Consider the following 20,660-nt stretch of genomic DNA (forward strand, 5'->3'; position numbering starts at 1 on the left):
AAACAGAGTTAAGGATTTAATTCACAGAAAAAACGAATTGTATATAATGCGGGGTGGAGCAGTTGGTAGCTCGTCGGGCTCATAACCCGAAGGTCGCACGTTCGAGTCGTGTCCCCGCTACCAAAAGGTAGTCTAAAGTCGTCAGTACCAAGTCCAAAGTCATTAGACTCCAGACTAAGAACTAAAGACTCAGGACTTATTTTAATGGCCCGTTCGTCTAGGGGTGAGGACGCCAGATTTTCATTCTGGAAACAGGGGTTCGATTCCCCTACGGGCTACACTAATAATAGAAAGTTGATTTGAAGCGATAACGCCGACGATCAACTTTTTTTCGTTTATTGGTATTTGTGCATTTAAGAACTTTTATCCTATGACATCTATCCTTCCAAAGCGAACTAGTATAACATCAAGCTATTCTAAATTTACTGAAAACTTTAAAGCGTTACTAGATTTGAGATGATGGATGCTTCAATCAATAGACATCTTTAGAAACAGAGAAATTAGATTTTCTACCCAGTAAAGCAATAATCTATTTTGTAGTGCCTGATTTACCCACACCTCAATTTTGATGCGGGTAAACAGGGCTTTCAATCAACATAACTAACCAAAAATTATAATAGACTGTGACATTAGCTTAAAAAAATAAAAAATGTAAAATTATTATTATTTAGACTAATTATAAACAAAATAACGGATTGAAGATTATTATTCCAAAAATTTAGAGGTAAAATTGATTTTGATCCAAGGATAAGCATACAAAATACTGATAATCAATTATAAGATCATTTCTTAAAAGTTCTTCAAAGATTCAGATTTTAAAAGACTGAAGACACCTATCAAAAATATTTTAAAATTTCTTGGTGTATGATTTGCAAGTATCAAAACAATTCATACCTTTGCACTCCTTCAAACAAAGAAAATTTGAAGATATAGAGTGCGGGGTGGAGCAGTTGGTAGCTCGTCGGGCTCATAACCCGAAGGTCGCACGTTCGAGTCGTGTCCCCGCTACCAAATTAAGCTGGAAGCTTAAGGCAAGAAGTGTAAAGCTGTGGTCTTTTAGCTTTAAGCTTAGAAAAATGGCCCGTTCGTCTAGGGGTGAGGACGCCAGATTTTCATTCTGGAAACAGGGGTTCGATTCCCCTACGGGCTACAAAAATCAATGTCAAATGATGTCAAAAACCTGCAAATCAAACATTTGCAGGTTTTTTTTATTAATATCAAAAACCTGCCTTATTCATTTCTGATTGTAAATTGTCACCTCGGTGGCACGGGCAGATTAATAGGTGTTGCTTCATTCATCAAACTCAGCGCATCTACCTTATTGGATGCAATCTAACGATAAGCAAAACGGTCGAAATTCGACATCATTGGCTGCACGCTGTGCTGATTAAAACTTACGAGCCAGCAACAAGCTTTTTTTTCATACCTGTAACTATTGGTTGATAAGTGCCATCGCTTTTAAAGCGGCTTTGTCGCCGTTAAAAAGATCCAGGTCTACCTGACCGGCCACGCCCGTTACCGTCCCGGCTCCAGAATATTGCCAGATGCGATACTCCTGCCATGAACCAAATAATCCCGGCGGGTTTGATTGATAAGATGGCACCCATAACGGGTAATTTGGAAAAGAAACGCCGTTAAAATATTCAGACCAGAACGATTTTGCGGTATAGATCATCGGTGTGCGACCAGTTGCAGATGAAAGTTGGCTGAGGCAGTCCTGAATCAGCTGCACGCAGGCGTTCTTATTGTTCAGGATGTACTGGTTCATGGCCTGGCTCTGCGCATCATTAGATCCGACCTGCCATTCGATATCCAGCACCGGCGGTAAAGTACCCGTGACAGTAAAATCAATGCCGCAGGATAAAAAATTCTGCATCTGTGTGGCGGCAGAATCCTGAAAGGTTAAAAAATGATAGCCGCCAAATATCAGTCCCTGCTGCCTGATGGTTGCCATATATTGCGCCAGTGTAGGGTCTTTAAAGCCTGCACCCTGACTAGCTTTGCAATAAATAAACTGGATATGCGGCGATAACTGGCTCCAGTTGATGTTGCCTGTAAAATGGCTGATATCCATGCCTTGCGGCACCAGCTCATCCAGCATGGCCCAGGTTGCCGGCCCGGCAATGCCGTCGGCACTCAACTGATGGTCCTGTTGAAATTGTGTAACGGCGGCCTGCGTACCCGGGCCAAAGTTGCCATCGATAGAGAGTGAATAATGGAGAAACGAGAGTGCTCTCTGTAGCATAAAAACCTCGCTTCCTGATGAGCCGATTGAAAGTGTTTGCATAAGATAAGATTTAGATGAATAATATATTAAGTTTTAACAGGTTGCAACAGCTATCCATAAAATGCATTGCCGCCGCTATTGGCATAAGCCTGTTGGGGAGGGGCTTGCGAAGCCGGGGGAGGCTGATATGGATGAATTGGAGATGCTGGCGCCGGCACAGTTGGCTGATCGGCAACAAGGGTTTTTGTTGCCGCCCCGGGATCATTTTCTTTTGACTGGATGGCTACAAAGGTGGCACTACTGATGCCCATGAGTGCAAGCAGTGTATTACTCAATTCGGGCATGACGCAACTTGTTTTAATTTCCCCCATTTGATACAGGTATGCAATGATGCCAACAAGGGTCCATACCACATGCTGAAACCGGTGAATGCTGATGCCTAGATCATCTGACAAGATATCGGCAAAGAAGCCCCTCGAAGGGGTATTCTGGTGCCTGGGCCGCTGGTCTTTTATTTCACGTTTATCAATAATCTTTGAGCTCACCGCAGTGCCCGAGAAAATGCCTAAAAGCACCAGTGCCGTTTGGTTAATTTCGGTATCTGCACAAGCACCTTTAAACAGTGCCAGGTAAAGATAAGAGGATGATATCACCATTGTCCATACACCCAGCTGCACTTTGGACAGGCTGAAAGGAGATGCCGGGCTTACTGGTTTGCTCAGTTTAAGTTCCTCCTGTTGCCGCTTATTGTGAAATTCCTGGTGATTACTGATCTCTTCCCGCAGCAGCGATGTCCATGCAGCTAAACAGATAAAGATGATTAAGGTTAGCACCATAAAACCGACCGGAACAAGCACCGGGTAAACGGTTGCATTTAGCAGGAAACAAATCGGGCTCATCATAATGATTGATAAATTTATTAAAAAGTGAAGGGATTAATCTGCTTGTCTTACATCCTCGATCATCTGATTGTACTCCAGATCTTCAATGGTATAATTTTTTGTCTAATTTGGCGCTGATGAATGGGCTTAAGAAACGACGATCAGAAGAATTCCAAGCCCGCTATCTTGATAATAGCCTGCTTTGCCGGGATGCTCTTCCGAATATACTTTCATTTGGGCTTTAGCCGCTATACTAAAGCCTATGCCGACTACATATTTTGACAATTTCACGTCGCTTCCTTTTACCTCATAATAGGCTATTTTAGCCACATCTTTTAAGATGCGATCCATAAAGGGCTTAGTTTTGGTTGCACTCTCCACTTTCATCTCAATAGCATAATATTCCTGATTATGGCCGATGGTTATATCAAGACGGGATCTATCCCATGGCGAAGGGTAAGGTAATTCACGGGCACCGCTGTATCCCTGCCCTGCCGCTCTTACTGCAAGAATTAATTCTACTTGAAGCCAAATTTCCCAACCCGCCCCGGTGCTAATTGCGTTAACGATTTGCGGTGCTTTTGATTTAAAAAAAATAAATAATTCATCTGCTGTCATAAGTTTTAGTTTAAGGTTAAGGATAATTAAGTCGAAAACATTGATGATGATGTGCTCAAAGGATTAGGGGCAAATGGACCAAGTGATGTAGACGCTCCAAATGATGGTCCTACTTCCATCTGGGTGTATATGTACTGTGCCCATAGCTGTACTTCTCCATCCCCTGCAGTTGTAACACAATTTAAACCAGCAGCCTCAAGTGACGATTGAACTTCGGGCGCGAAATTAATTGCAATGACAACCGTTTGACATCCTCGGTTATCCATCGATATATTCTCCTGCTTTAATTTACGTTGGTCTTTCTGAATCCCCGCTATAAACTTTTTCAATTCAGTACCTGGGCTTTTAACATTTAATATGCCGCCTGATAAGCATTTAATCTCAACAGCTATTCTTTTTCGAGGGTTTGGCGCATCTCCGTTAACCAGCCAATCAACTCTTTTTTTCGGGTCCGTATAAATTTTCTTTTCACGATAAAGCGTTACTTGAGGTGCATTGTGTTGTAAATACGCGGCAAAATCAACCTGAACCCAGCCTTCCCAGCCGCCGTTGAGTGGCCAGTAGTATTTAAATTCATTATAGCGTAATTCGCACCAGTTTTTAAGTGCTGACTCGAAAGTTTGATAATCTATTTCCATAACTTTTTGAATTAGTTTCCGGCGTTTTGCTGCGCTGGATTGTTTATAATACTTTCGGCATTTTGTACACTTTGCTGGGCAGCCAGCATGGCCGCATCAACATTGGTGTTTACAGTATTTATGGCTTGCTGAATAGGGTTGATTACGGGTGGTGCCACCGGTGTAACAGCTGCTGCGGCTTGAGGCTGTGCCTGGTCATTAACCATTTGCAAACTACTTGCGGCCAGTGCCTGGAAACTACTATCAACCTGCGATTGCATCGCTTGTATAGCCTGTTGTTGAATGGTGGCAATCTGCGATTTAAGATCGCTGATTTGTTGCTGCATGACCTGATGAGGCGACATTGATGGTGCCGCGGCTGGCTGATTATCGGGCACAACTGGTGTGCCCCCTATATTAGGAGAATCGCTTTGCTCTTGCATAGTAATGTTTTTTAAGTGATTGGAATGAGGACAGCACCTGTTTATGGTGCCGCCCCCTTTAACCATTTCCGTTCCTTTTGGATCCGGTGTAAAGACGGCTTAAGAGCCGAAAATTTGTTTGGTACCCACGGCATCAGATGCCGTATCGATTGAATACAACATGGTTACACCCATAGTAGTAGCTGCCTGTGCGGTAATATTACTCTGTTGCTGGCTGCTGGTGGCATTGTGCGCCGCATTGGCCAATGCCTGTGCGGTGGCCTGGTATAAATTGCCCATTGCAATGGCCGGAGCATCACCCAATACTTTGGTGTTTGCCTGGGTTACAGAGTCGGTGATCTGATCGTTTACTGAAGTTGGAAAAGCCATGATAAAGTTGTTTTAAATAATTAATTCGTTTTGGTTTTATTGCCCAAGTACTTTACCCGGAGCATAGATTTTTTTGGTACCCACGGCATCAGAAGCGGTGTCGATAGAATACAGGGTGGTTACGCCCATGGTGGTTGCCGCTTGCGCCGTAATATTACTTTGCTGCTGACTGCTGGTGGCATTGTGTGCCGCATTGGCCAAAGCCTGCGAGGTAGCCTGGAAAAAATTGCCCATCGCGATAGCTGCCGCATCACCCAATACTTTGGTGTTGGCCTGGGTCACCGAATCGGTGATCTGACTGTTTACTGCTGTTGGAAAAGCCATAACTGTTTAGATTTAAGGTTAAATTATTGATAAATCATATGGGTGCCCACGGCATCTGATGAAGTATCGATCGAATAAAGGGTGGTTACTGCCGAGGTGGTAGAGGCCTGCGAGGTCATGTTCGTTTGCTGCTGACTGCTGGTAGCATTATGCGCCGCATTGGATAATGCCTGTGAGGTAGCCATAAAGAGATTGCCCATTGCCATGGCCGGCGCATCGCCCAGTACCTTGGTGTTGACTTCGGATACCGAATCGGTGATTTGACTGTTTACTGCTGTTGGAAAAGCCATAACGGTTTAGTTTTAAGGTTAAAGACTGGATTATTGATAAATTTTACGGGTACCTACCGCATCCGATGAAGTATCTATCGAATACAGGGTGGTAATGCCCGATGTGGTGGCCGCCTGTGCCGTAATGTTGGTTTGCTGCTGACTGCTGGTGGCATTGTGTGCCGCATTGGATAATGCCTGCGAGGTAGCCATAAAAAGGTTACCCATTGCCATTGCCGGCGAATCACCCAAAACCTTGGTGTTAACTTGCGATACCGAGTCGGTGATCTGGTCGTTTACTGCTGTTGGAAAAGCCATTTTTGTTTGAATTTAAGTGTGAATTTATGGTTGATTATTTTTAAGCGAATATCTGTTTCGTACCTACCGCATCAGAAGCGGTGTCTATTGAATACAAAGTAGTTACACCCATGGTGGTTGCCGCCTGCGCCGTAATATTACTTTGCTGCTGACTGGTTGTGGCATTATGCGCTGCGTTTGCCAGTGCCTGTGCGGTTGCCTGAAAAAGATTGGCCATTGCGCTCGCCGGAGCAACGCCTAATAACTGTGTGTTTGCCTGGGTCACCGAATCGGTGATCTGACTGTTTACTGCTGTTGGAAAAGCCATAATTGTTGTTTTTTATTGTTATTAATGATTAAATTTTGATGGAATATATAAGTGCCACACCCTGGGCAGTTACCGCCTGCCCCAGAATATTGGCCTGCTGCTGTGCTACCGTTGCATTATGAGCCGCATTGGCCAAAGCCTGTGCTGTTGCCTGATAAAAATTGCCGATAGCAATAGACGGCGCACTGCCAATAACCTCAAGGCTTGATTCGGTGATGGAATCGGTTACCTGACTATTTACTGTTTCTGCCATTTTGGGGTTAAGCTTATCTTAAAATCTTAATTGCTGGTATGGTTAGGATCAGCAGGTGTTCCACTTTCGGATGCTGTTGATGCGTTTGTTGTTGCTCCCGTTGTCAGCGCCCCGGGCGTTGCTTGCGGTGATGTTGACGGATCAGTGCCCGCTGCAGGAGTTGGCACAGTAGCCGGAGGAGACGTTGATGTTTCTCCACCAGTGCTGGCAGCTGACGGGCCTGGTGCAGGCGGTGGTGCAGGTGCAGGAGGTTTCGCCCCCATCACAGATAGTATACGTGCGCAGGTAGATGTAGTGGTTGCCGAATTAAGCATTTGCGCATTATGCTGTGCGGTGACCGCGTTATGCATGGCCATGCCTATGGTTTCTGCCATTACATTATTCAACATCGCTATTGATTGCGAGTCAGCGTTACCCTTGAGCAGTTGCTGCACATCTGTTACCGAAGAAAGAATATAATCATTTGCCATCATTTAATATTTAATTTAGGTGAGTAATCTTGGTATCTGGCAGCAGGTACACAGTACCTTCTCGATCAACGCCAACATCTGCAATGCCCTGGCCGGATTGAAATTTGAATGAAGCAGTGGCACCATCCTGAGATAAGTTATTGGCCGTTACCGGCGTAAAGCTGATGAGGTTCTTCACGGCAGCCAGGTAATTGTTGATCGTCATGGTCAAGCCACCTGCAGCGAGGTCGTTAAAGGCAATATTTTTTATCAGGTTAAGCATTGCAGAACTGGCCGTAGTATAACCAACAAAATTATTTGCCCTTGCCAACTCCTGAACGGATTGCGCCAGGTTTCCGCCCTCGGCTGTCATATCTGCTGAAGGTGTGAATAAATAGGGCTGCACCGCTGCTTCAAGCTGCGCATAAAGGGCCTGTATTTCGCTGTTTTGAGTTTGAGGGATCAGGTTGTCGCCCAACAAGTTTTGTTGTGCATGCTGAAAGAAAAGCGACAGGTTAACAAAATCAGATACAGTTGCCGCGTTTGTGTTTGCAAATGCAGCCGATTGTGCCTGCAATTCAGGGCTGACATCGGCTTGTGTCGTAACAAAATCAGTGAGTATCAGCATTTCTTCGAAGGAGATAACCTGAAAAAGATCCGGCCGCTTTTGAACGAGCTGGGCAATTATATCGGCCGTTTTAGCCATATCTCCATAACTGAGCATGTTATTTTGCTGTAGCAATGCCGCCAGGTTAGACTCATTATCATTTGCACTACACTGAATATCAGACATTTGGGCAATATCCGGTTCAGGTAAAGACAGTATTTTATTAATAGCCGCCCTGAATGTATTGAAACGGATATAGCTATCGCCTGTTAAGCCGTTTTGTATCATTTTAAGCAGCTGATTTTCGCTGGCAGCGTTGATGTTGGTAAGGTTTGTATCAGCCATGCATAAGCTTAACCACTTCTGCCCTCCGGTGATCATAGAAAGTACCGCTTGCGATTTAGTGCTTAGCCCGCCAATAGAATGGAGTAGTTGTCCGTTGAGATAAATCATCTGATCTTAAATTTGGTTAAAGAATTTATTTTGATGGAAAGCCGTTCAGTATTGTTGCAGCGTTTTGCCCCACCACCAGAAAGTTGGCAGCTGCAGTAGTGGCCAAAGCCTGGGCAGCAGTTACAATCGGTGTATATTGTACAGCATCAGCCGGCACTGCCAGCATTTGCGCCATGGCAACACCAATGGCGGTAGAACTGATGGTATTAACGTTTCTGAGATTATCAACCGCATCCTGTACAGCGAGTGCTGTAGATTGAGCAATTGATTGAAAGGCCTTAACTGTCCCTTCGTCTTGCATAATTTGCGGGGTAATGCTACCGTCTGATGTTGTTAAACTTGTATTAGGCATAATAATTTATTTTAATTGTGCTATCCGTTTACCAGGTGATGATTAAGCCAGCTAAAGCTTTAATAATGAAAATCAGCTTTTCCCTGGGCTTTCCAGTATTTGTTTGCAGCAAACAGACAGGCAGGCCGTGGCGATAAGTTGTCCGCTTCGCTGATTGGTGCTGGCATTGTGCATGGCGATCCCCATAGATACGGCCATGCTTTGAAATACGATCTGTAAAGAATCCATGTCTTATTATTTATTACAAATATAATCACTATAAATATACTTGACTTGTATAAAAAAGGCAATCATTTAACAATTTTATCTGTCAACTTTTCTCTCAGCCATGACACTGGCATTTCATCCATATTTGTCTGCTTAAATGATGATGGGAATGTTCCAAAAACAGTTTTAAAACAACGGCAAAAATGCGAATGATCGAAAAAACCGGCGGTTACTGCAACCGCTGTAATCGTTTCCGAACTGCCAAGTAATTCAGAAGCGTACTGTAACCTTAAATCCCGTACAAACCTGGCCGGTGTGATGAGATACAACGTTTTTAACTTACGGTTTAAAGTTGAAGGGGTGATATTTAATAACTTTGCAAGCTGAGGAATCGATTCTGCATGATGAAAATTTTCTGCTAAAGCATAGTCAAGGAGCCTTTGCAGCCATTGATGCTGCATGGCCTGGTTTAATAAAATTTTAGCTTCGAACATATTTATAGGTATTTTCCAACAGGTTGCTGAATGCTGGTGAACATCTTGGCTTTCCCGGTATGTAGACGGGCTTATTTTGTATAATTTTATAAAACTTCTGCAAAAGTTGGTCTGGGATTGAAAACCTGTCAGCCATGCAATACTTTTAATTTGTTCATTGCTTTTTGATAGTAAATAGCAGGCCATACCCAAGCGGTAATGAAGTATAAGTTTAGCGGGTGTATGCCCGGTAAATTCAAATACCTTTCGGGTTAACTGTTGTACGGTCGTATTCATTAACCTGGCGAGTTCAGCTACGCAGAAATTTACATCCTGATAATTTGATTTCATACAGTTTTTTATCGAATCGATAAACTCCTGTTGCGTTTGTACCATTATCGTAGCCATAGAAGCAATCGGAGAAAGACGTTTTGAGCGTGGCGCAGGATTTAAATTCATGAGTGCTGTTAATGAATTGATATAACTGATATTCTATATCAAAGAAAGGTTATCATTAAACCCTTATAAAGAGCGTAAACATGTGTTTTTGTAAATGAGGGTTAAACCTTCACTACCAAGGGCAAACCCTTGGTAGCCGTTTCAGAATTGTTTCTGTAAAATTTAGGAGACAATACCTTGATTCGTTATTGCACAGCATATTTATCTATATATGAAGACGCTTATGCAACGACAAATTTGTATTTTCGATAATTATTGGAGGAGTATGATTTAACGTAACAATGCCTGCAGCCATTCCCATAAAAACGATTATCACATAAAAATAAATTTTCATTTACCTGTTTTTATTATTTACATAATGAACAATCACCATTACCAGTCCAATACTGCGGGCTTAGAAGATTTTTATACTATTTCAGAGCTCCAGTTTCTCGAATATACGCTCAATTGGACCAAACAGGTCTCAGGTACTGAAATGTCATGGAAAGTTTTTACTGATGAGCATAGTATTGTTGAACAGATATTGGTACAGGTTTACTTTAACGATGCCACCATACAAAGTTTATTGTCTAGTGTTGGGGTTAAGCACATTCATGCAAGATTTGCGATCGTTCATGACTATCATCCTTACAAAATCAAGTTACCCACTTTTACGATCATACTATATGCTACTGATCACCTGGGGCAAAAGTGTTCGGCTTATCATATCGGTAAGCCACAGTATCATGACACCATTACTGTGGCTAACAGCAAGCCCTTAGAAGGTATAGGAAACTTTATTTCGAGCCGACTCGCACAGGAATGGATAAGCGAATGGAAAGCGGTATGTGATAATATAAAAATACCAGCATTGTTAAGCAAGATGTTTCTGACAAACTATGGATACCTTACCGGGTATAACTACATCATGTCGGACTTTATGTATTCGTTGTTCCCACCAGGAACGCGCAAAGAATGTTATGATGTGGTTATATTGCCGGTCATACATAAACATGTTGCTGATCACCTCCATACACAGCGAACCTGGAACCGTACCTTCGGCCTGGTTTTAGCCGGCGTTCAACTCATCACAAAGGGTAGAACAGGAGATGAGGATGAAGAGGTAAACTCCTTTTACGATCTTTCTCTTCCAACACCACCTACCCACGGTGCATTTTAATCTCGGGATACTTAAATATTCTGGTAATCTACGTACAAAGCAACTGCTGGAATAAAATTTTGAATAAAGATCCAATGATGCATTTTTATGAATGGTGCTTCTCAAACCTTTTTAATCTATTCCTCTGTTGTGGTAATCGTACCCTTTTTATTCGCTGTTATGCGATTTAAAAAAATGGAACAGGCATGGCGGTCTCTGGCATTATTAATTTTTTTTGATTTCTTAGTAGAAGTCATTAGCCATGTTTTATACTTTTTGGAAATCAGCAATCATTTTTTGTGGCCAATTTTTATACTGATTGAATTTACACTGCTGGCCAGGATTTATAAATCCGAGTTTAAAAACATGGCAATTGGACGTTTCATACCTACTGTAACACTATTGTTTATCACTTATGTAATTGCTGACTGGTTGATGGCGCCCAAAGACGACCTGAGTGCTATTCCTCATTTTATTGAAGGCGTGCTGATATTGTTGCTAGTGCTATGTTATTACTATAAAAACCTGAACTCACTTATAGATACACAGTTGGAACGTCAACCTATGTTTTGGTTATCCACCGGTCTTTTTATTTATTTCTCGGCCAATTCAGTGATCTTCATTTTCAGTAATTATATTCAAATGTTATCACTGCAATTCTTTAATCTCATCTGGTTTACCCATTCCATATTTAATATACTTTTATACATTTTTTATACTTTAACGGTGTGTCTGATCCCAAAGAAACTGAATTACAACATCTGATATTTGGAAGTGTTTTGGTCATGCTACTGCTAGCTATTGCGATCATTACTTTTTTCATTGTATATCAAAAACGGCTACTTAAAGAGCAAAGGCGTTTACAAAAAGTGAAGGATGACTACCAAAGACAATTACTTAGTTTCAGCATTAGTATTCAGGAAAAAGAACGGGTAAGGATAGGGCAAGATATGCACGACGAAATAGGATCCGCTCTTTCAGCTATTAAAATGCTCGTAAATCAGCTTCCATACACCGATGTTGAAAGCAATCAGTTGATTTCGGGTATTAAAAATGGATTGAGCAATACGATAAGTGATGTAAGAACGATTGCGAACAACCTGTTCCCGTCTGTATTGGCAAAATTCGGATTAGCTGATGCGTTACATCACCAGGTAAAGGTATTATCTGTCAGCAATACCTTAAAGATTGACATGATGATAGACGCAAAATTTGAGCTTAACTATGAATATGAACTAGCCATCTATCGTATTATGCAGGAGTTAATCAACAATGTCATCAATCATGCAGATGCAAAAAACCTGTTAATCATATTGAATCAAACCACTGATTGTATATTAGCTACCGTTAAAGATGATGGCTGTGGTTTTGACGCTGATATAATAGAAGATTTGATACAGACGGGGATAGGTATTAAGAGTATCCAAACACGGGTAGCAGCAATGCAAGCTACTTTAAAAATAACCTCCAAAAAAAATGCCGGTACATTAATTGAAATACATATCCCTTTAAACGATGGAAAAGATCAAAAATAGGCTAAGCAACCTACCTTCAAACCGAATTAAAATAGGTATAGTTGATGATCACAAACTGTTTAGACATGGACTAATGCAAATTTTAGGAAAGATTAAACACTTCTATCCTATTTTTGAAGTAGGTAATTATCAGCAATTAGTAAGAGAATTGGAACTGCAAGTGCCCGATATTATCCTGATGGATATTGAAATGCCTGGAACAGACGGAATAGACGGATGTAAACTAATTATAGAAAAATTTCCGGATGCAAAAATAATTGCCATATCCATGCATACCGCTGATAATTTTATTTTTTATATGATGAAAGCCGGTGCACGGAGTTATTTACCTAAAGATATAGATGAAGAAATATTATATAAAGCCATTGAAACAGTGCACGCAAATGGATTCTATTTTACCGATGCTGTTGCCGCTGCCATGTTAAACGGCGTTAAAGATAATTATAGCAGAAGGTCGACTTCAAAGCATGGTGAGAGCCCACTTACCAAAAGAGAGCTTGAAGTATTGACGCTCATTTGTAATGGCTTAACTACGGTAGAAATTGCACAGAAATTATTCATCAGTGTAAAAACTGTGGAGGGTCATCGCAAAAATTTATTGGAAAAATCAGGTATGTCCAATGCAGTGAGCCTGGCAGTATATGCCGTTAAAAGCGGAATTCTCGATGAACGATAATAATAAAACAAAAAAACCTCGACTTTTCCAAGTTAATGCTTTTGTTGCGGAATGGAGAGAAAACTCGTCAGATAGCTACTTGTTAGCCAAAAACTAATACTGATAAAATATCGACAAAAAGCATGTTTCGGCATTTTATGGATTAACTGAATAGAACAAAATGTAATCGGTCGACAGTCTGTCACTCGCAATATTGGTTGCCGGAATATATCAGCTTGTTTTACATGTTTAAAATAATGGTTTCACTTTTTGTGGAATTGACCTGAACAGTAGCCATAGAAAAAATGAAATTACTAAAGCTATGCATCAAATCATTTAGTGGTCTTTCAAGAAATTAAGATCAACACATTCATTTCAATCACCATCATTTTAACGCATATTTGGGTGTAGTTCAGCGTGGAGCCTATTGGAGTCCTAGTGCAGTCCTAAGGAAGGATAGTTGCATTTTAATGCATGTTTAGTTTAATATTATAACCTGGTAAATGTATTTTTTTAAGTTTTGATAAATAGCCAGAAACTTACTATCTAATTTAATGTTTCCTATATTAATTAGAATATTTAATCATAGCACAATATTAAAATAGTCTGACTATTTTAATAAAAATTAAACCCGATGATCAACAATTACCGGTGTTTTACCCGTAGTTTCGTTAGTATAAAGTTGGAGATCGGCACCAGCTAAAACCGCTAAATTTTTCACTTCATAACCAAATATTTCATAGAGTTTTTGGAGCTTTAGTTCAACGTATTCTTCCTTTTCCATATTTGTTAAATCGGTAATTAACAAAAACTTCAATATGGTATGCCCTTCATATGGCATGATTTGGATTTGAAACCTTTCTACATCTGCTAAAATAATACTAAAATCATCCAGCTCATAGTTGCACTCATTAAACATGAAAGATTTCTTTTCCCTCCCCTTTAATTCAAGATAAGGTATTCCGTCGATTTTAACCCACCTACCCACATCACCAGTGTTGTACCTAAAAACAGGAAAACGCTTACGGAATAAATTGCTCACTAAAAGACTGCCATAGCCATCGTTATCAGGCATATTTACTTCAACAACCAAACCATCAATCACCCTGAATAAAGAAGGAGACTGACTGTAGTCACACCAAGCCCATATCCCTGTTTCTGCTGAGCCATACAGCGAATAAATTTGCTGGGTCCCAAATATTTTCTCAAATACATCAATGTGCGATACTGGTAAAAATTCACCTCCAAACAAAAGATTTTCTATAGATAAACTAAGTTTATTTTTCTTAAGATATAATGCAAACAGATATAACTTGGAAGGCGTACCCAATAATAAATTAGGTTTAAAATTTTGAGCCATATGATAGGCATCTTCATAAGGTAAGCTGGCGCTGGCCACCAAAGTAGTTGCACTACATCTTTCCAGAAGGTCATCCATAATTGCAGCAGTGCGATACATATCCATGTAGCCAAACATGTTCAGCGCAATGGTTTTCGGGGTGAATACTCCGGCCTGTTTTAACGCGACAGACAATACGGCTCGTTGCTCCAGGTTTTCGGCAATATCTACTGGAAAAACCAGCGGCTTTTGGGTAGACCCTCCAGAACGCACTAAATAAACACCACTTTTCTCGCGATGCAAATCAAAGTGATCATTTAACTGACTGATTAATTCTTTTTTGCCCATAAGCGGCGCATTTTTATAATCTTCATAATCCTGATAGAAGAATTTGAAAAGTTCCGACTGCCGGACAATCTGATAGTACTGTTGAAGAAGCGTATCGATCATGACCTAACATTCATTTTAAGGAGCAGATAACCCAGATAAGTTGTCAAAAACCGGCGATGATGCCACATGAAGTGTAATTTTTGATGATTAGAGGTCAAATTTTGTAAGGCATGTTTGTACCAGCGTTCACCAATCATCCCCATCAGTAAACGATCATGCATATCGTTACTCTTGATATACCTTGAAATTACAGGTGGCAATTCGATCTGTTTGAAATGGGTATAGTTTTTTCTAGATAAACTACCAGGTACTTCATTAACATAAAGATAACCACCGGTTTGAAGTGCAATTTTTCCAGGCACGTCATTCATAATTCCTTTAAGCACCCTATACCAGAAATCAATACCTTCGTTTAGTTGTGCTTCAGCAATATATTCGTGACCGATAATCCATTTTCTTCTGGTAATGACATTACTCCCCACCCCCATAATAAAATGTGGCGAACTCACGGCACTTAAAGGGTTTTTAATCAGGTAAAGATCAGCAACAATGGGTTCAAGGTATTTTTTCAAGGATTTCAGATCTGGATATACTTCCCGGCAGGGCATAAAAGTAATATCGAGCACCATAAAATCAAGATCGTGATTGCTGAATGCCTCGGCAGCAATTTCAAGCAAGCTCGGGTGATATTCATCATCTGCATCAAGAAAGCTAATTAGCTCACAACTGCTGGCAGCGAAACCAATGTTACGTGCATTGCCCGGACCTTTATTTTCACTCAGTTCAATCACTTGTATCCTGCAATGTCCAAATTCAGCTGCATGATTACGCAAAAATTCATGAGTAATGGAAAGGCTGTGATCCGTACTGGCATCGTCAACAATAATCAACTCCTCCGGCATTTTGTGCTGACGGAGGAGTGAATGAAGCGTTTGAGCAATATAACTTGCTTTATTAAATAAGGGGATGATAACGGTATGCGTCATGTTACGATTCAGACATCATGGCTGGAAAAATTACCCCCCTCCCCTGGTGAACGTTAACTACATGCTCTGCCGATCCACGGAATAATCCCGGACCATAAGATTGATCATTATAGCACAATAACATGCCTACCAGATTAATTAGTGAACCTTCCAAGCCATTGTCATGCTTAAACCAGCGTTGTGGTACATATTGCTGCACCATATATTCCGCCCATTGTTTCGTAATAATATCAATCCATAAGGAAGCCTCACAATCACTTTTGACATACATATCAATCCCACGGCCACCACTATTGCGTTTTAACACCCAGTTTAATGGCGAGTGACTTACTTCTACTCGTCTTTCTGAAGTATGCAAGGCATAAGTTGGAATCAGAAAAGATCGTAAAAAAGAGTATTCCTCTTCAGAAAGATAGTTTCTCATGATTTCCTCATTGTACAAAACAGCCAGTATGCGTTTGTCATGAACCAGAATCAGGGTGCGCACATCATTAAAGTAGTTCCCTTTGCAGATGATCAGCTTCAATACTTCAGGATCAAAATTGCGTAGTTCTTCCCGATCCATTTCCAGAATAAAATGACTCACAGGCTTACCGTTTAACATGACTTCACCATTTTGATGAGTGAATTGCGCCGGACTTGCAGAAACATAATCCAAACCCCGCTTACCAAACTCATTTAATAAGTAAAAGACCTCGGTACCTTTTTCTTTTTCATGTACCAATACAATAGGCTCACTACTATTAAAACGATTGAAAATAGTTTCAATGAAATCTTGTTGAGCAGGAACAGCTTCCAATGACGGTGAAGCTATTGTTTCATTCTCCTTAGTAATCACATTCAGGTAATAGCTGATCATCCATCCGTTAATGGGATACCTGGCCCCTATTTCACAAATTTTGATTCCGCCATCTTCCGCCTGTAAAAAATCAGGCCGATACATGCCCACCTCATAAGGTTGTGCTTGTGCCATGCCTAATATGCGGTTTAAATCTTCATCGAAGTTATAAATGGAACGGATGCTTTCATCATTAAAATAGGCATTTACAACACTGGCTAATGCTTTGTTTAACACTTGGCATAACTTTTCCATTCTGGCGATTTCCTTCCGTTCCACCACAACAGGTACCGGCGAAAAAGAATCTGCACCGTTGCAGGGGATTTCGCCCAGATATTTCAATAGCAATTCATTCAGCACATCCTTACTACAGATGGGATGTGCTTCTATAAGCTCACCCGTCATCGTTATTGGAATTCTTCAGCCATAACCGGATCCAAACCAGCACTAATTACTTCCATTACCGATGCTTTTTTACTTAAATAATCAGCAACAATTTCACTAAGGTCGTAATCAGCCAGGTTTACATTCATGGCTTTTACATAGTGATTGATGGCATTAACGGCATAAAAGAAATGGTTTTTTTCTGTTGGACCGCAATGTACGGTAATCCATGCCAAAGTATGTTTTAAGGTATCTTTATCAAAACCATAGTCATCTTCCAGCCAGCGTGTAAACTTAGGCAGGATAAATTCCACTTCGCCGTGTGTATAAATTTCATGCACCAATGTAGTTAAAAGACCAATTAACAGATCTTTGTTGCGCAATGAATTTTGGTCTTTCCAATATTTAAAGGCCCGGGCGCTTGGATCAAGGTATTGTCTTAACAACCAACCATCATCACCACAAGTATTAGTCGCCATGGTATAAAAGAGATCAGAATGCAATACTCTTCCCACAACAGCCAAATCTTCATCAACGATTCTATTCAGGTTTGCTACCGATCTGAACAGTTCGGCTTCATCCGGCACGAATGTATTTTTATGGATCAGCATTGTCATGCGATTACTTAATCCGGCAACAGTAACAGCGCTATTATTGGTTTGGCTCCAGCTATGAAAAAAGGGCTTAAGCTGATCTCTGTCGTGAGGGATTGCCGTTAGCTTGGTAAAACTTTTTTCTACTGTAGCAAAGTGTTCTGCCTGTTGCGGAAAGTACGCTAAGAGTTGGTGCTTGAGTGGCGATTCTTCCATTCCTTCAAGCACCGGAAGGATAATTGATAGTAAATTTTTCACAATTGATTGAGTTAAATTAGAAATAAAAAAAAATAGATAACTATATAAACTAGAAGATCTTATTTTATCTGAAAGCAATAAACCTAAACGAAAAGCAGCTTATTATTAAAGTATAAATCGATTGTATATCAAGATTAATCGGTTATGATCCATAACGAAAATCAAATAACAAATAACCAACAAACAGAATCTTACGTAACAACAAGATAAAAGTAACTTGAATGCATTTTTGGAGCTGGTGAAGAGTGAGCGTGTTGCATGGAGTGTGAGCGTTTAATTTGAGTTACAAATAGATTTGTTACACATATTTACGAACTTATTTGGAAATAACAAAATATTTACAAAAAATGTAAGTAAAATTAAGATTTGAATGTATAGCTAATTTTATAGATTTATTCTATTTACCTGGTTAGGCAATTTATAGAAATAAGCGTAATCAAACTAAAAAGGCATCTTTTTAGTTTGTTGCTAACCAAATCTTTCACTAATAACCTGTTCACACAATCCAAAAGATAAGGTCATGCCATTACCACCTAAACCATTAATGATGGTAACCCCTGTTTCTGGTTGGAGGATAAGTTCTGTTTCTCCGTTTTTCATTTTAGGGTAAATGCCATTCCAGGTTTGGATAATACTAGTATCTTTAAAATCGGTAAAAGTTTTAAGGTATTTGATAATCATCTGGTTGATGAAATCTTTGTCGAAAGGATCGTGAACCAATCCATACTCATGTGAATCGCCTATGGTAATTTCTCCGGTATGGTTTTGAGCAGCCATCACGTGGATTCCCCATTTCAGATATTCGGCATATTCTTCTTCATAACGTTTACGCAAGTCAGATAGAGATGGTGTGGCATGAAAGCCAGGATAATGAATCATACTTAAACTTCCGCAAAGCGCAGGTCCAATCCGCCAACCGTTGGGCTGACTAATGATGCGTAACATTTGCAATTTGCATTTGGTAATTTCCTGCCTGATAAAAAGTTCGGGGTATAGGGTTTCAAATTCGGCACCACTACAAATGAAAATTTCATCAGCCTGCCAGCTTCGTGAACCGGATTTTACGGTTGAATTTTCTACCTGACTGATGGCAGTATTCCAGTAAAAATCTACCGCATGCCTTTCTTCCAGGTAGCTGGCTATTTTACCAATGGCCACGCGGGCTTCTACAATCATTTCAGTTCCACTCCATAAGGCACCCTTCAATTCAGCAGGATTTACACCGCTTGATTTGGCTAAAGCTTGCTTCGGCGTGAGTAATGAACATTTGCGATAAGCCTGATTCATTTCTACGTATTCGGTCATCACCGCAAGTTCATCATCGCTATTGGCAATGTGCAAGGAACCTACCTCATCGTGCCAGATATCGGCCTCCTGGCAAATTTGCTTCCAGATACTGCGAGATAACATTGCACGTTCAAAAAGTGGCCCGGTTGGCTGCCCTATTGGCCACACCATACCAAAGTTGCGGATTGATGCACCAACAGCACGTTCGTTACGTTCAAACACAGTTACTTTAAATCCCCTTATGGCGAGTGCCCGGGCAGTTGCCAAACCCACAATACCCGCTCCGATTATAATGGCAGATGGTTTATTCATATAGTAGAAAATTTTAATGGTGTTGCCGCAGCAGTATTTCCTTTGCGTGCAGACTGGAAAAAATAAATTAAGGATAAGATGCCGCAAAGGCCACCAATTACGGCCACCAATATGACGCCCTCTCTAAAAAAATTACCCCAGCTAATATCTGGCTTCCCAAATTCTTTAACGATTAATACACTTACACTAGCCAGATAACCAAGAGAATCGGCCAAATACATCACAAAGCCTACATTACTTTTATAATGGAATGTGGCGATCATACGTTCAAAAAAGATAGCGTTATAAGGTACATAGCCCAGGTAAAGTCCTAAACCAGCTATAGTCATCCAGGTCACAGGGCTAATCATATGATAACTAAACAATAGGGTAGATACTCCAATTAAAATGCACCCACCGATAATTAACAAGTGGATAATACTGAAGGCTCTTAAATTTCTTTTGATCAGAAAAAGTAAGCTCATTGCAATAAGTACAATGATGGAAATGCGGCTATCTATCTTTGCATAAATATTCTTATCGGTAATACCGAGGCTATTCCAGATTTCTACTTCAAAGTTATCACGCACATCACGCATTACAGTAAGCAATACATAAATCACTAAAGTCAGGATGATTCCAGGCAAAAACCGACTGATAAATTGTTTTCTCTCCAAAGCCGTCATGGGCTTACGTTCGGTGCGCATGAGCTGATCCTTTTCTGTAGGTGGCGGCATGAGTTCAAGCAGCAAAACAAAAAACATGATCGGGATTACAAATAATGCACCCGTTAAAAACGGCATCATATATTCATTTACATGGTAGGAATGTAGGAGCGTTTGACCAACCGTTTTTACGAAACCTGAACCAAAAATAAGGCTAATGGATAATACAGCAGCCATAAACTCGGTAGAACGGCGACCTTCCAGATAGCCAAATACCAGGCCCCATATTAAACCCAACGGGAAACCGTTTATAAATAAAAACACCATATTGTATGGTGCCGGAACGAGCGCAAAGCCCAGCAAAGCCAGCCAGGAAATGCCCACAAGCAGAAATATGGTTGCTCCCCTACGCTTCCCTTTAAGTTCTGCAATAAAACGGATGCCATAAAATTTGCTTAACGTGTAACCCACAATCTGAAAAATAACCAGCCAAACTTTATAATCTATATGTAGATATTGTTGGCCGGAATAAGTACCCGCAGCAAAGGCTTTGCGGAAAGCATACATAGAGGAGTAGGCACCAAAAGCAGCTAAAGCCGAGATTACAGCAGTTAAGGCATAAGGCCAATTGGCTATTTTTGCCTTTAATTTTATTGCTAAGCCCATAGCCATTAT

Annotated in this window: 26 protein-coding genes and 4 tRNA genes; 8 read left to right on the forward strand and 22 right to left on the reverse strand. The window is 40.7% G+C overall.

Translation table 11 applies throughout. The features are described 5' to 3' along the window. Window positions 1–47: 47 nt before the first annotated feature. The 4 genes from AN34_RS17380 (at window position 48) to AN34_RS17395 (ending at window position 1,150) form a co-directional block, all read left to right on the forward strand. A tRNA-Met gene (locus AN34_RS17380) sits at window positions 48–123 on the forward strand. An 83-nt stretch (window positions 124–206) separates the two neighbouring features. Continuing rightward, window positions 207–278: transfer RNA gene (locus AN34_RS17385), tRNA-Glu, on the forward strand. A gap of 657 nt (window positions 279–935) precedes the next feature. Continuing rightward, window positions 936–1,011, forward strand: a tRNA-Met gene (locus AN34_RS17390). Between the two features lie 67 nt (window positions 1,012–1,078). Further along, window positions 1,079–1,150, forward strand: a tRNA-Glu gene (locus AN34_RS17395). 282 nt (window positions 1,151–1,432) lie between these two features. Here the strand turns inward: AN34_RS17395 and AN34_RS17400 are convergent. The 16 genes from AN34_RS17400 to AN34_RS17470 form a co-directional block, all read right to left on the reverse strand. Next, window positions 1,433–2,287: a GH25 family lysozyme gene (locus AN34_RS17400; protein ID WP_029287492.1), complete on the reverse strand. Its 855-nt coding sequence runs from the start codon at window positions 2,285–2,287 to the stop codon at window positions 1,433–1,435. A gap of 50 nt (window positions 2,288–2,337) precedes the next feature. Then, a complete protein-coding gene (locus AN34_RS17405) occupies window positions 2,338–3,126 on the reverse strand; it encodes a hypothetical protein (RefSeq protein WP_029287494.1) in 789 nt (262 codons plus the stop codon). A 129-nt stretch (window positions 3,127–3,255) separates the two neighbouring features. Then, window positions 3,256–3,726, reverse strand: coding sequence for a hypothetical protein (locus tag AN34_RS17410; RefSeq protein WP_029287496.1), 471 nt, complete (start codon window positions 3,724–3,726; stop codon window positions 3,256–3,258). A gap of 26 nt (window positions 3,727–3,752) precedes the next feature. Beyond that, on the reverse strand, window positions 3,753–4,364 hold the full coding sequence (locus tag AN34_RS17415; protein WP_029287498.1) for a hypothetical protein: 612 nt from the start codon (window positions 4,362–4,364) through the stop codon (window positions 3,753–3,755). 11 nt (window positions 4,365–4,375) lie between these two features. Next, window positions 4,376–4,786 (reverse strand): hypothetical protein, encoded by a 411-nt coding sequence (locus AN34_RS17420; protein ID WP_157263347.1) that lies wholly within the window; start codon window positions 4,784–4,786, stop codon window positions 4,376–4,378. Between the two features lie 99 nt (window positions 4,787–4,885). After that, complete coding sequence (locus AN34_RS17425; protein WP_029287502.1) at window positions 4,886–5,155, reverse strand: RebB family R body protein; 270 nt, start codon at window positions 5,153–5,155, stop codon at window positions 4,886–4,888. 36 nt (window positions 5,156–5,191) lie between these two features. Further along, the gene (locus AN34_RS17430) at window positions 5,192–5,437 is read right to left on the reverse strand and encodes a RebB family R body protein (protein ID WP_197285555.1); all 246 of its coding nucleotides are present in this window, start codon (window positions 5,435–5,437) and stop codon (window positions 5,192–5,194) included. A gap of 65 nt (window positions 5,438–5,502) precedes the next feature. Further along, window positions 5,503–5,769, reverse strand: a complete 267-nt coding sequence (locus AN34_RS17435) for a RebB family R body protein (protein WP_029287505.1) — start codon at window positions 5,767–5,769, stop codon at window positions 5,503–5,505. 30 nt (window positions 5,770–5,799) lie between these two features. Further along, complete coding sequence (locus tag AN34_RS17440) at window positions 5,800–6,066, reverse strand: RebB family R body protein (RefSeq protein ID WP_029287508.1); 267 nt, start codon at window positions 6,064–6,066, stop codon at window positions 5,800–5,802. A gap of 40 nt (window positions 6,067–6,106) precedes the next feature. After that, the gene (locus AN34_RS17445; protein WP_029287510.1) at window positions 6,107–6,373 is read right to left on the reverse strand and encodes a RebB family R body protein; all 267 of its coding nucleotides are present in this window, start codon (window positions 6,371–6,373) and stop codon (window positions 6,107–6,109) included. Between the two features lie 28 nt (window positions 6,374–6,401). Further along, window positions 6,402–6,626, reverse strand: a complete 225-nt coding sequence (locus AN34_RS17450; protein ID WP_029287512.1) for a RebB family R body protein — start codon at window positions 6,624–6,626, stop codon at window positions 6,402–6,404. Between the two features lie 26 nt (window positions 6,627–6,652). Then, the gene (locus AN34_RS17455; RefSeq protein ID WP_051666698.1) at window positions 6,653–7,099 is read right to left on the reverse strand and encodes a RebB family R body protein; all 447 of its coding nucleotides are present in this window, start codon (window positions 7,097–7,099) and stop codon (window positions 6,653–6,655) included. A 7-nt stretch (window positions 7,100–7,106) separates the two neighbouring features. Next, window positions 7,107–8,135 carry a hypothetical protein gene (locus AN34_RS17460; protein ID WP_157263348.1) on the reverse strand — a complete coding sequence of 343 codons (1,029 nt, stop codon included), beginning with the start codon at window positions 8,133–8,135 and terminating at the stop codon, window positions 7,107–7,109. Between the two features lie 25 nt (window positions 8,136–8,160). Beyond that, window positions 8,161–8,487, reverse strand: a complete 327-nt coding sequence (locus AN34_RS17465; RefSeq protein WP_029287518.1) for a hypothetical protein — start codon at window positions 8,485–8,487, stop codon at window positions 8,161–8,163. A 72-nt stretch (window positions 8,488–8,559) separates the two neighbouring features. Then, on the reverse strand, window positions 8,560–8,715 hold the full coding sequence (locus tag AN34_RS21475; protein WP_082468459.1) for a RebB family R body protein: 156 nt from the start codon (window positions 8,713–8,715) through the stop codon (window positions 8,560–8,562). A 62-nt stretch (window positions 8,716–8,777) separates the two neighbouring features. Further along, entirely contained in the window at window positions 8,778–9,626 is an 849-nt protein-coding gene (locus AN34_RS17470; protein ID WP_029287520.1) for an AraC family transcriptional regulator, read from the reverse strand. Between the two features lie 358 nt (window positions 9,627–9,984). Here AN34_RS17470 and AN34_RS17475 point away from each other — a divergent pair, with 358 nt between their 5' ends. The 4 genes from AN34_RS17475 to AN34_RS17490 all read left to right on the forward strand — a co-directional run bounded on the left by AN34_RS17475 (window position 9,985) and on the right by AN34_RS17490 (window position 12,975). After that, on the forward strand, window positions 9,985–10,785 hold the full coding sequence (locus AN34_RS17475) for a hypothetical protein (protein ID WP_029287522.1): 801 nt from the start codon (window positions 9,985–9,987) through the stop codon (window positions 10,783–10,785). A gap of 159 nt (window positions 10,786–10,944) precedes the next feature. Beyond that, on the forward strand, window positions 10,945–11,529 hold the full coding sequence (locus AN34_RS17480) for a hypothetical protein (RefSeq protein WP_157263349.1): 585 nt from the start codon (window positions 10,945–10,947) through the stop codon (window positions 11,527–11,529). Beyond that, window positions 11,493–12,299: a sensor histidine kinase gene (locus tag AN34_RS17485; protein WP_157263350.1), complete on the forward strand. Its 807-nt coding sequence runs from the start codon at window positions 11,493–11,495 to the stop codon at window positions 12,297–12,299. Before AN34_RS17480 ends, AN34_RS17485 begins: the two co-directional genes overlap by 37 nt. Continuing rightward, on the forward strand, window positions 12,280–12,975 hold the full coding sequence (locus tag AN34_RS17490; RefSeq protein WP_051666699.1) for a response regulator transcription factor: 696 nt from the start codon (window positions 12,280–12,282) through the stop codon (window positions 12,973–12,975). The genes AN34_RS17485 and AN34_RS17490 overlap by 20 nt, the downstream gene beginning before the upstream one ends. 604 nt (window positions 12,976–13,579) lie before the next feature. Here AN34_RS17490 and AN34_RS17495 read toward each other — a convergent pair. The 6 genes from AN34_RS17495 to AN34_RS17520 form a co-directional block, all read right to left on the reverse strand. Then, window positions 13,580–14,743, reverse strand: a complete 1,164-nt coding sequence (locus tag AN34_RS17495; RefSeq protein WP_029287530.1) for an AMP-binding protein — start codon at window positions 14,741–14,743, stop codon at window positions 13,580–13,582. Next, window positions 14,740–15,669 (reverse strand): glycosyltransferase family 2 protein, encoded by a 930-nt coding sequence (locus AN34_RS17500; protein WP_051666700.1) that lies wholly within the window; start codon window positions 15,667–15,669, stop codon window positions 14,740–14,742. Before AN34_RS17500 ends, AN34_RS17495 begins: the two co-directional genes overlap by 4 nt. A gap of 1 nt (window position 15,670) precedes the next feature. Further along, window positions 15,671–16,912, reverse strand: coding sequence for a hypothetical protein (locus AN34_RS17505; RefSeq protein WP_029287534.1), 1,242 nt, complete (start codon window positions 16,910–16,912; stop codon window positions 15,671–15,673). 2 nt (window positions 16,913–16,914) lie between these two features. After that, window positions 16,915–17,742: a hypothetical protein gene (locus tag AN34_RS17510; RefSeq protein ID WP_157263351.1), complete on the reverse strand. Its 828-nt coding sequence runs from the start codon at window positions 17,740–17,742 to the stop codon at window positions 16,915–16,917. 468 nt (window positions 17,743–18,210) lie between these two features. After that, window positions 18,211–19,341 carry a TIGR03364 family FAD-dependent oxidoreductase gene (locus tag AN34_RS17515; RefSeq protein ID WP_029287537.1) on the reverse strand — a complete coding sequence of 377 codons (1,131 nt, stop codon included), beginning with the start codon at window positions 19,339–19,341 and terminating at the stop codon, window positions 18,211–18,213. Then, window positions 19,338–20,651, reverse strand: coding sequence for a DUF5690 family protein (locus AN34_RS17520; RefSeq protein ID WP_231625582.1), 1,314 nt, complete (start codon window positions 20,649–20,651; stop codon window positions 19,338–19,340). The genes AN34_RS17515 and AN34_RS17520 overlap by 4 nt, the downstream gene beginning before the upstream one ends. Window positions 20,652–20,660 lie beyond the last annotated feature (9 nt).

It is taken from the genome of Pedobacter sp. R20-19, from assembly GCF_000708265.2.
GTDB lineage: Bacteria > Bacteroidota > Bacteroidia > Sphingobacteriales > Sphingobacteriaceae > Pedobacter.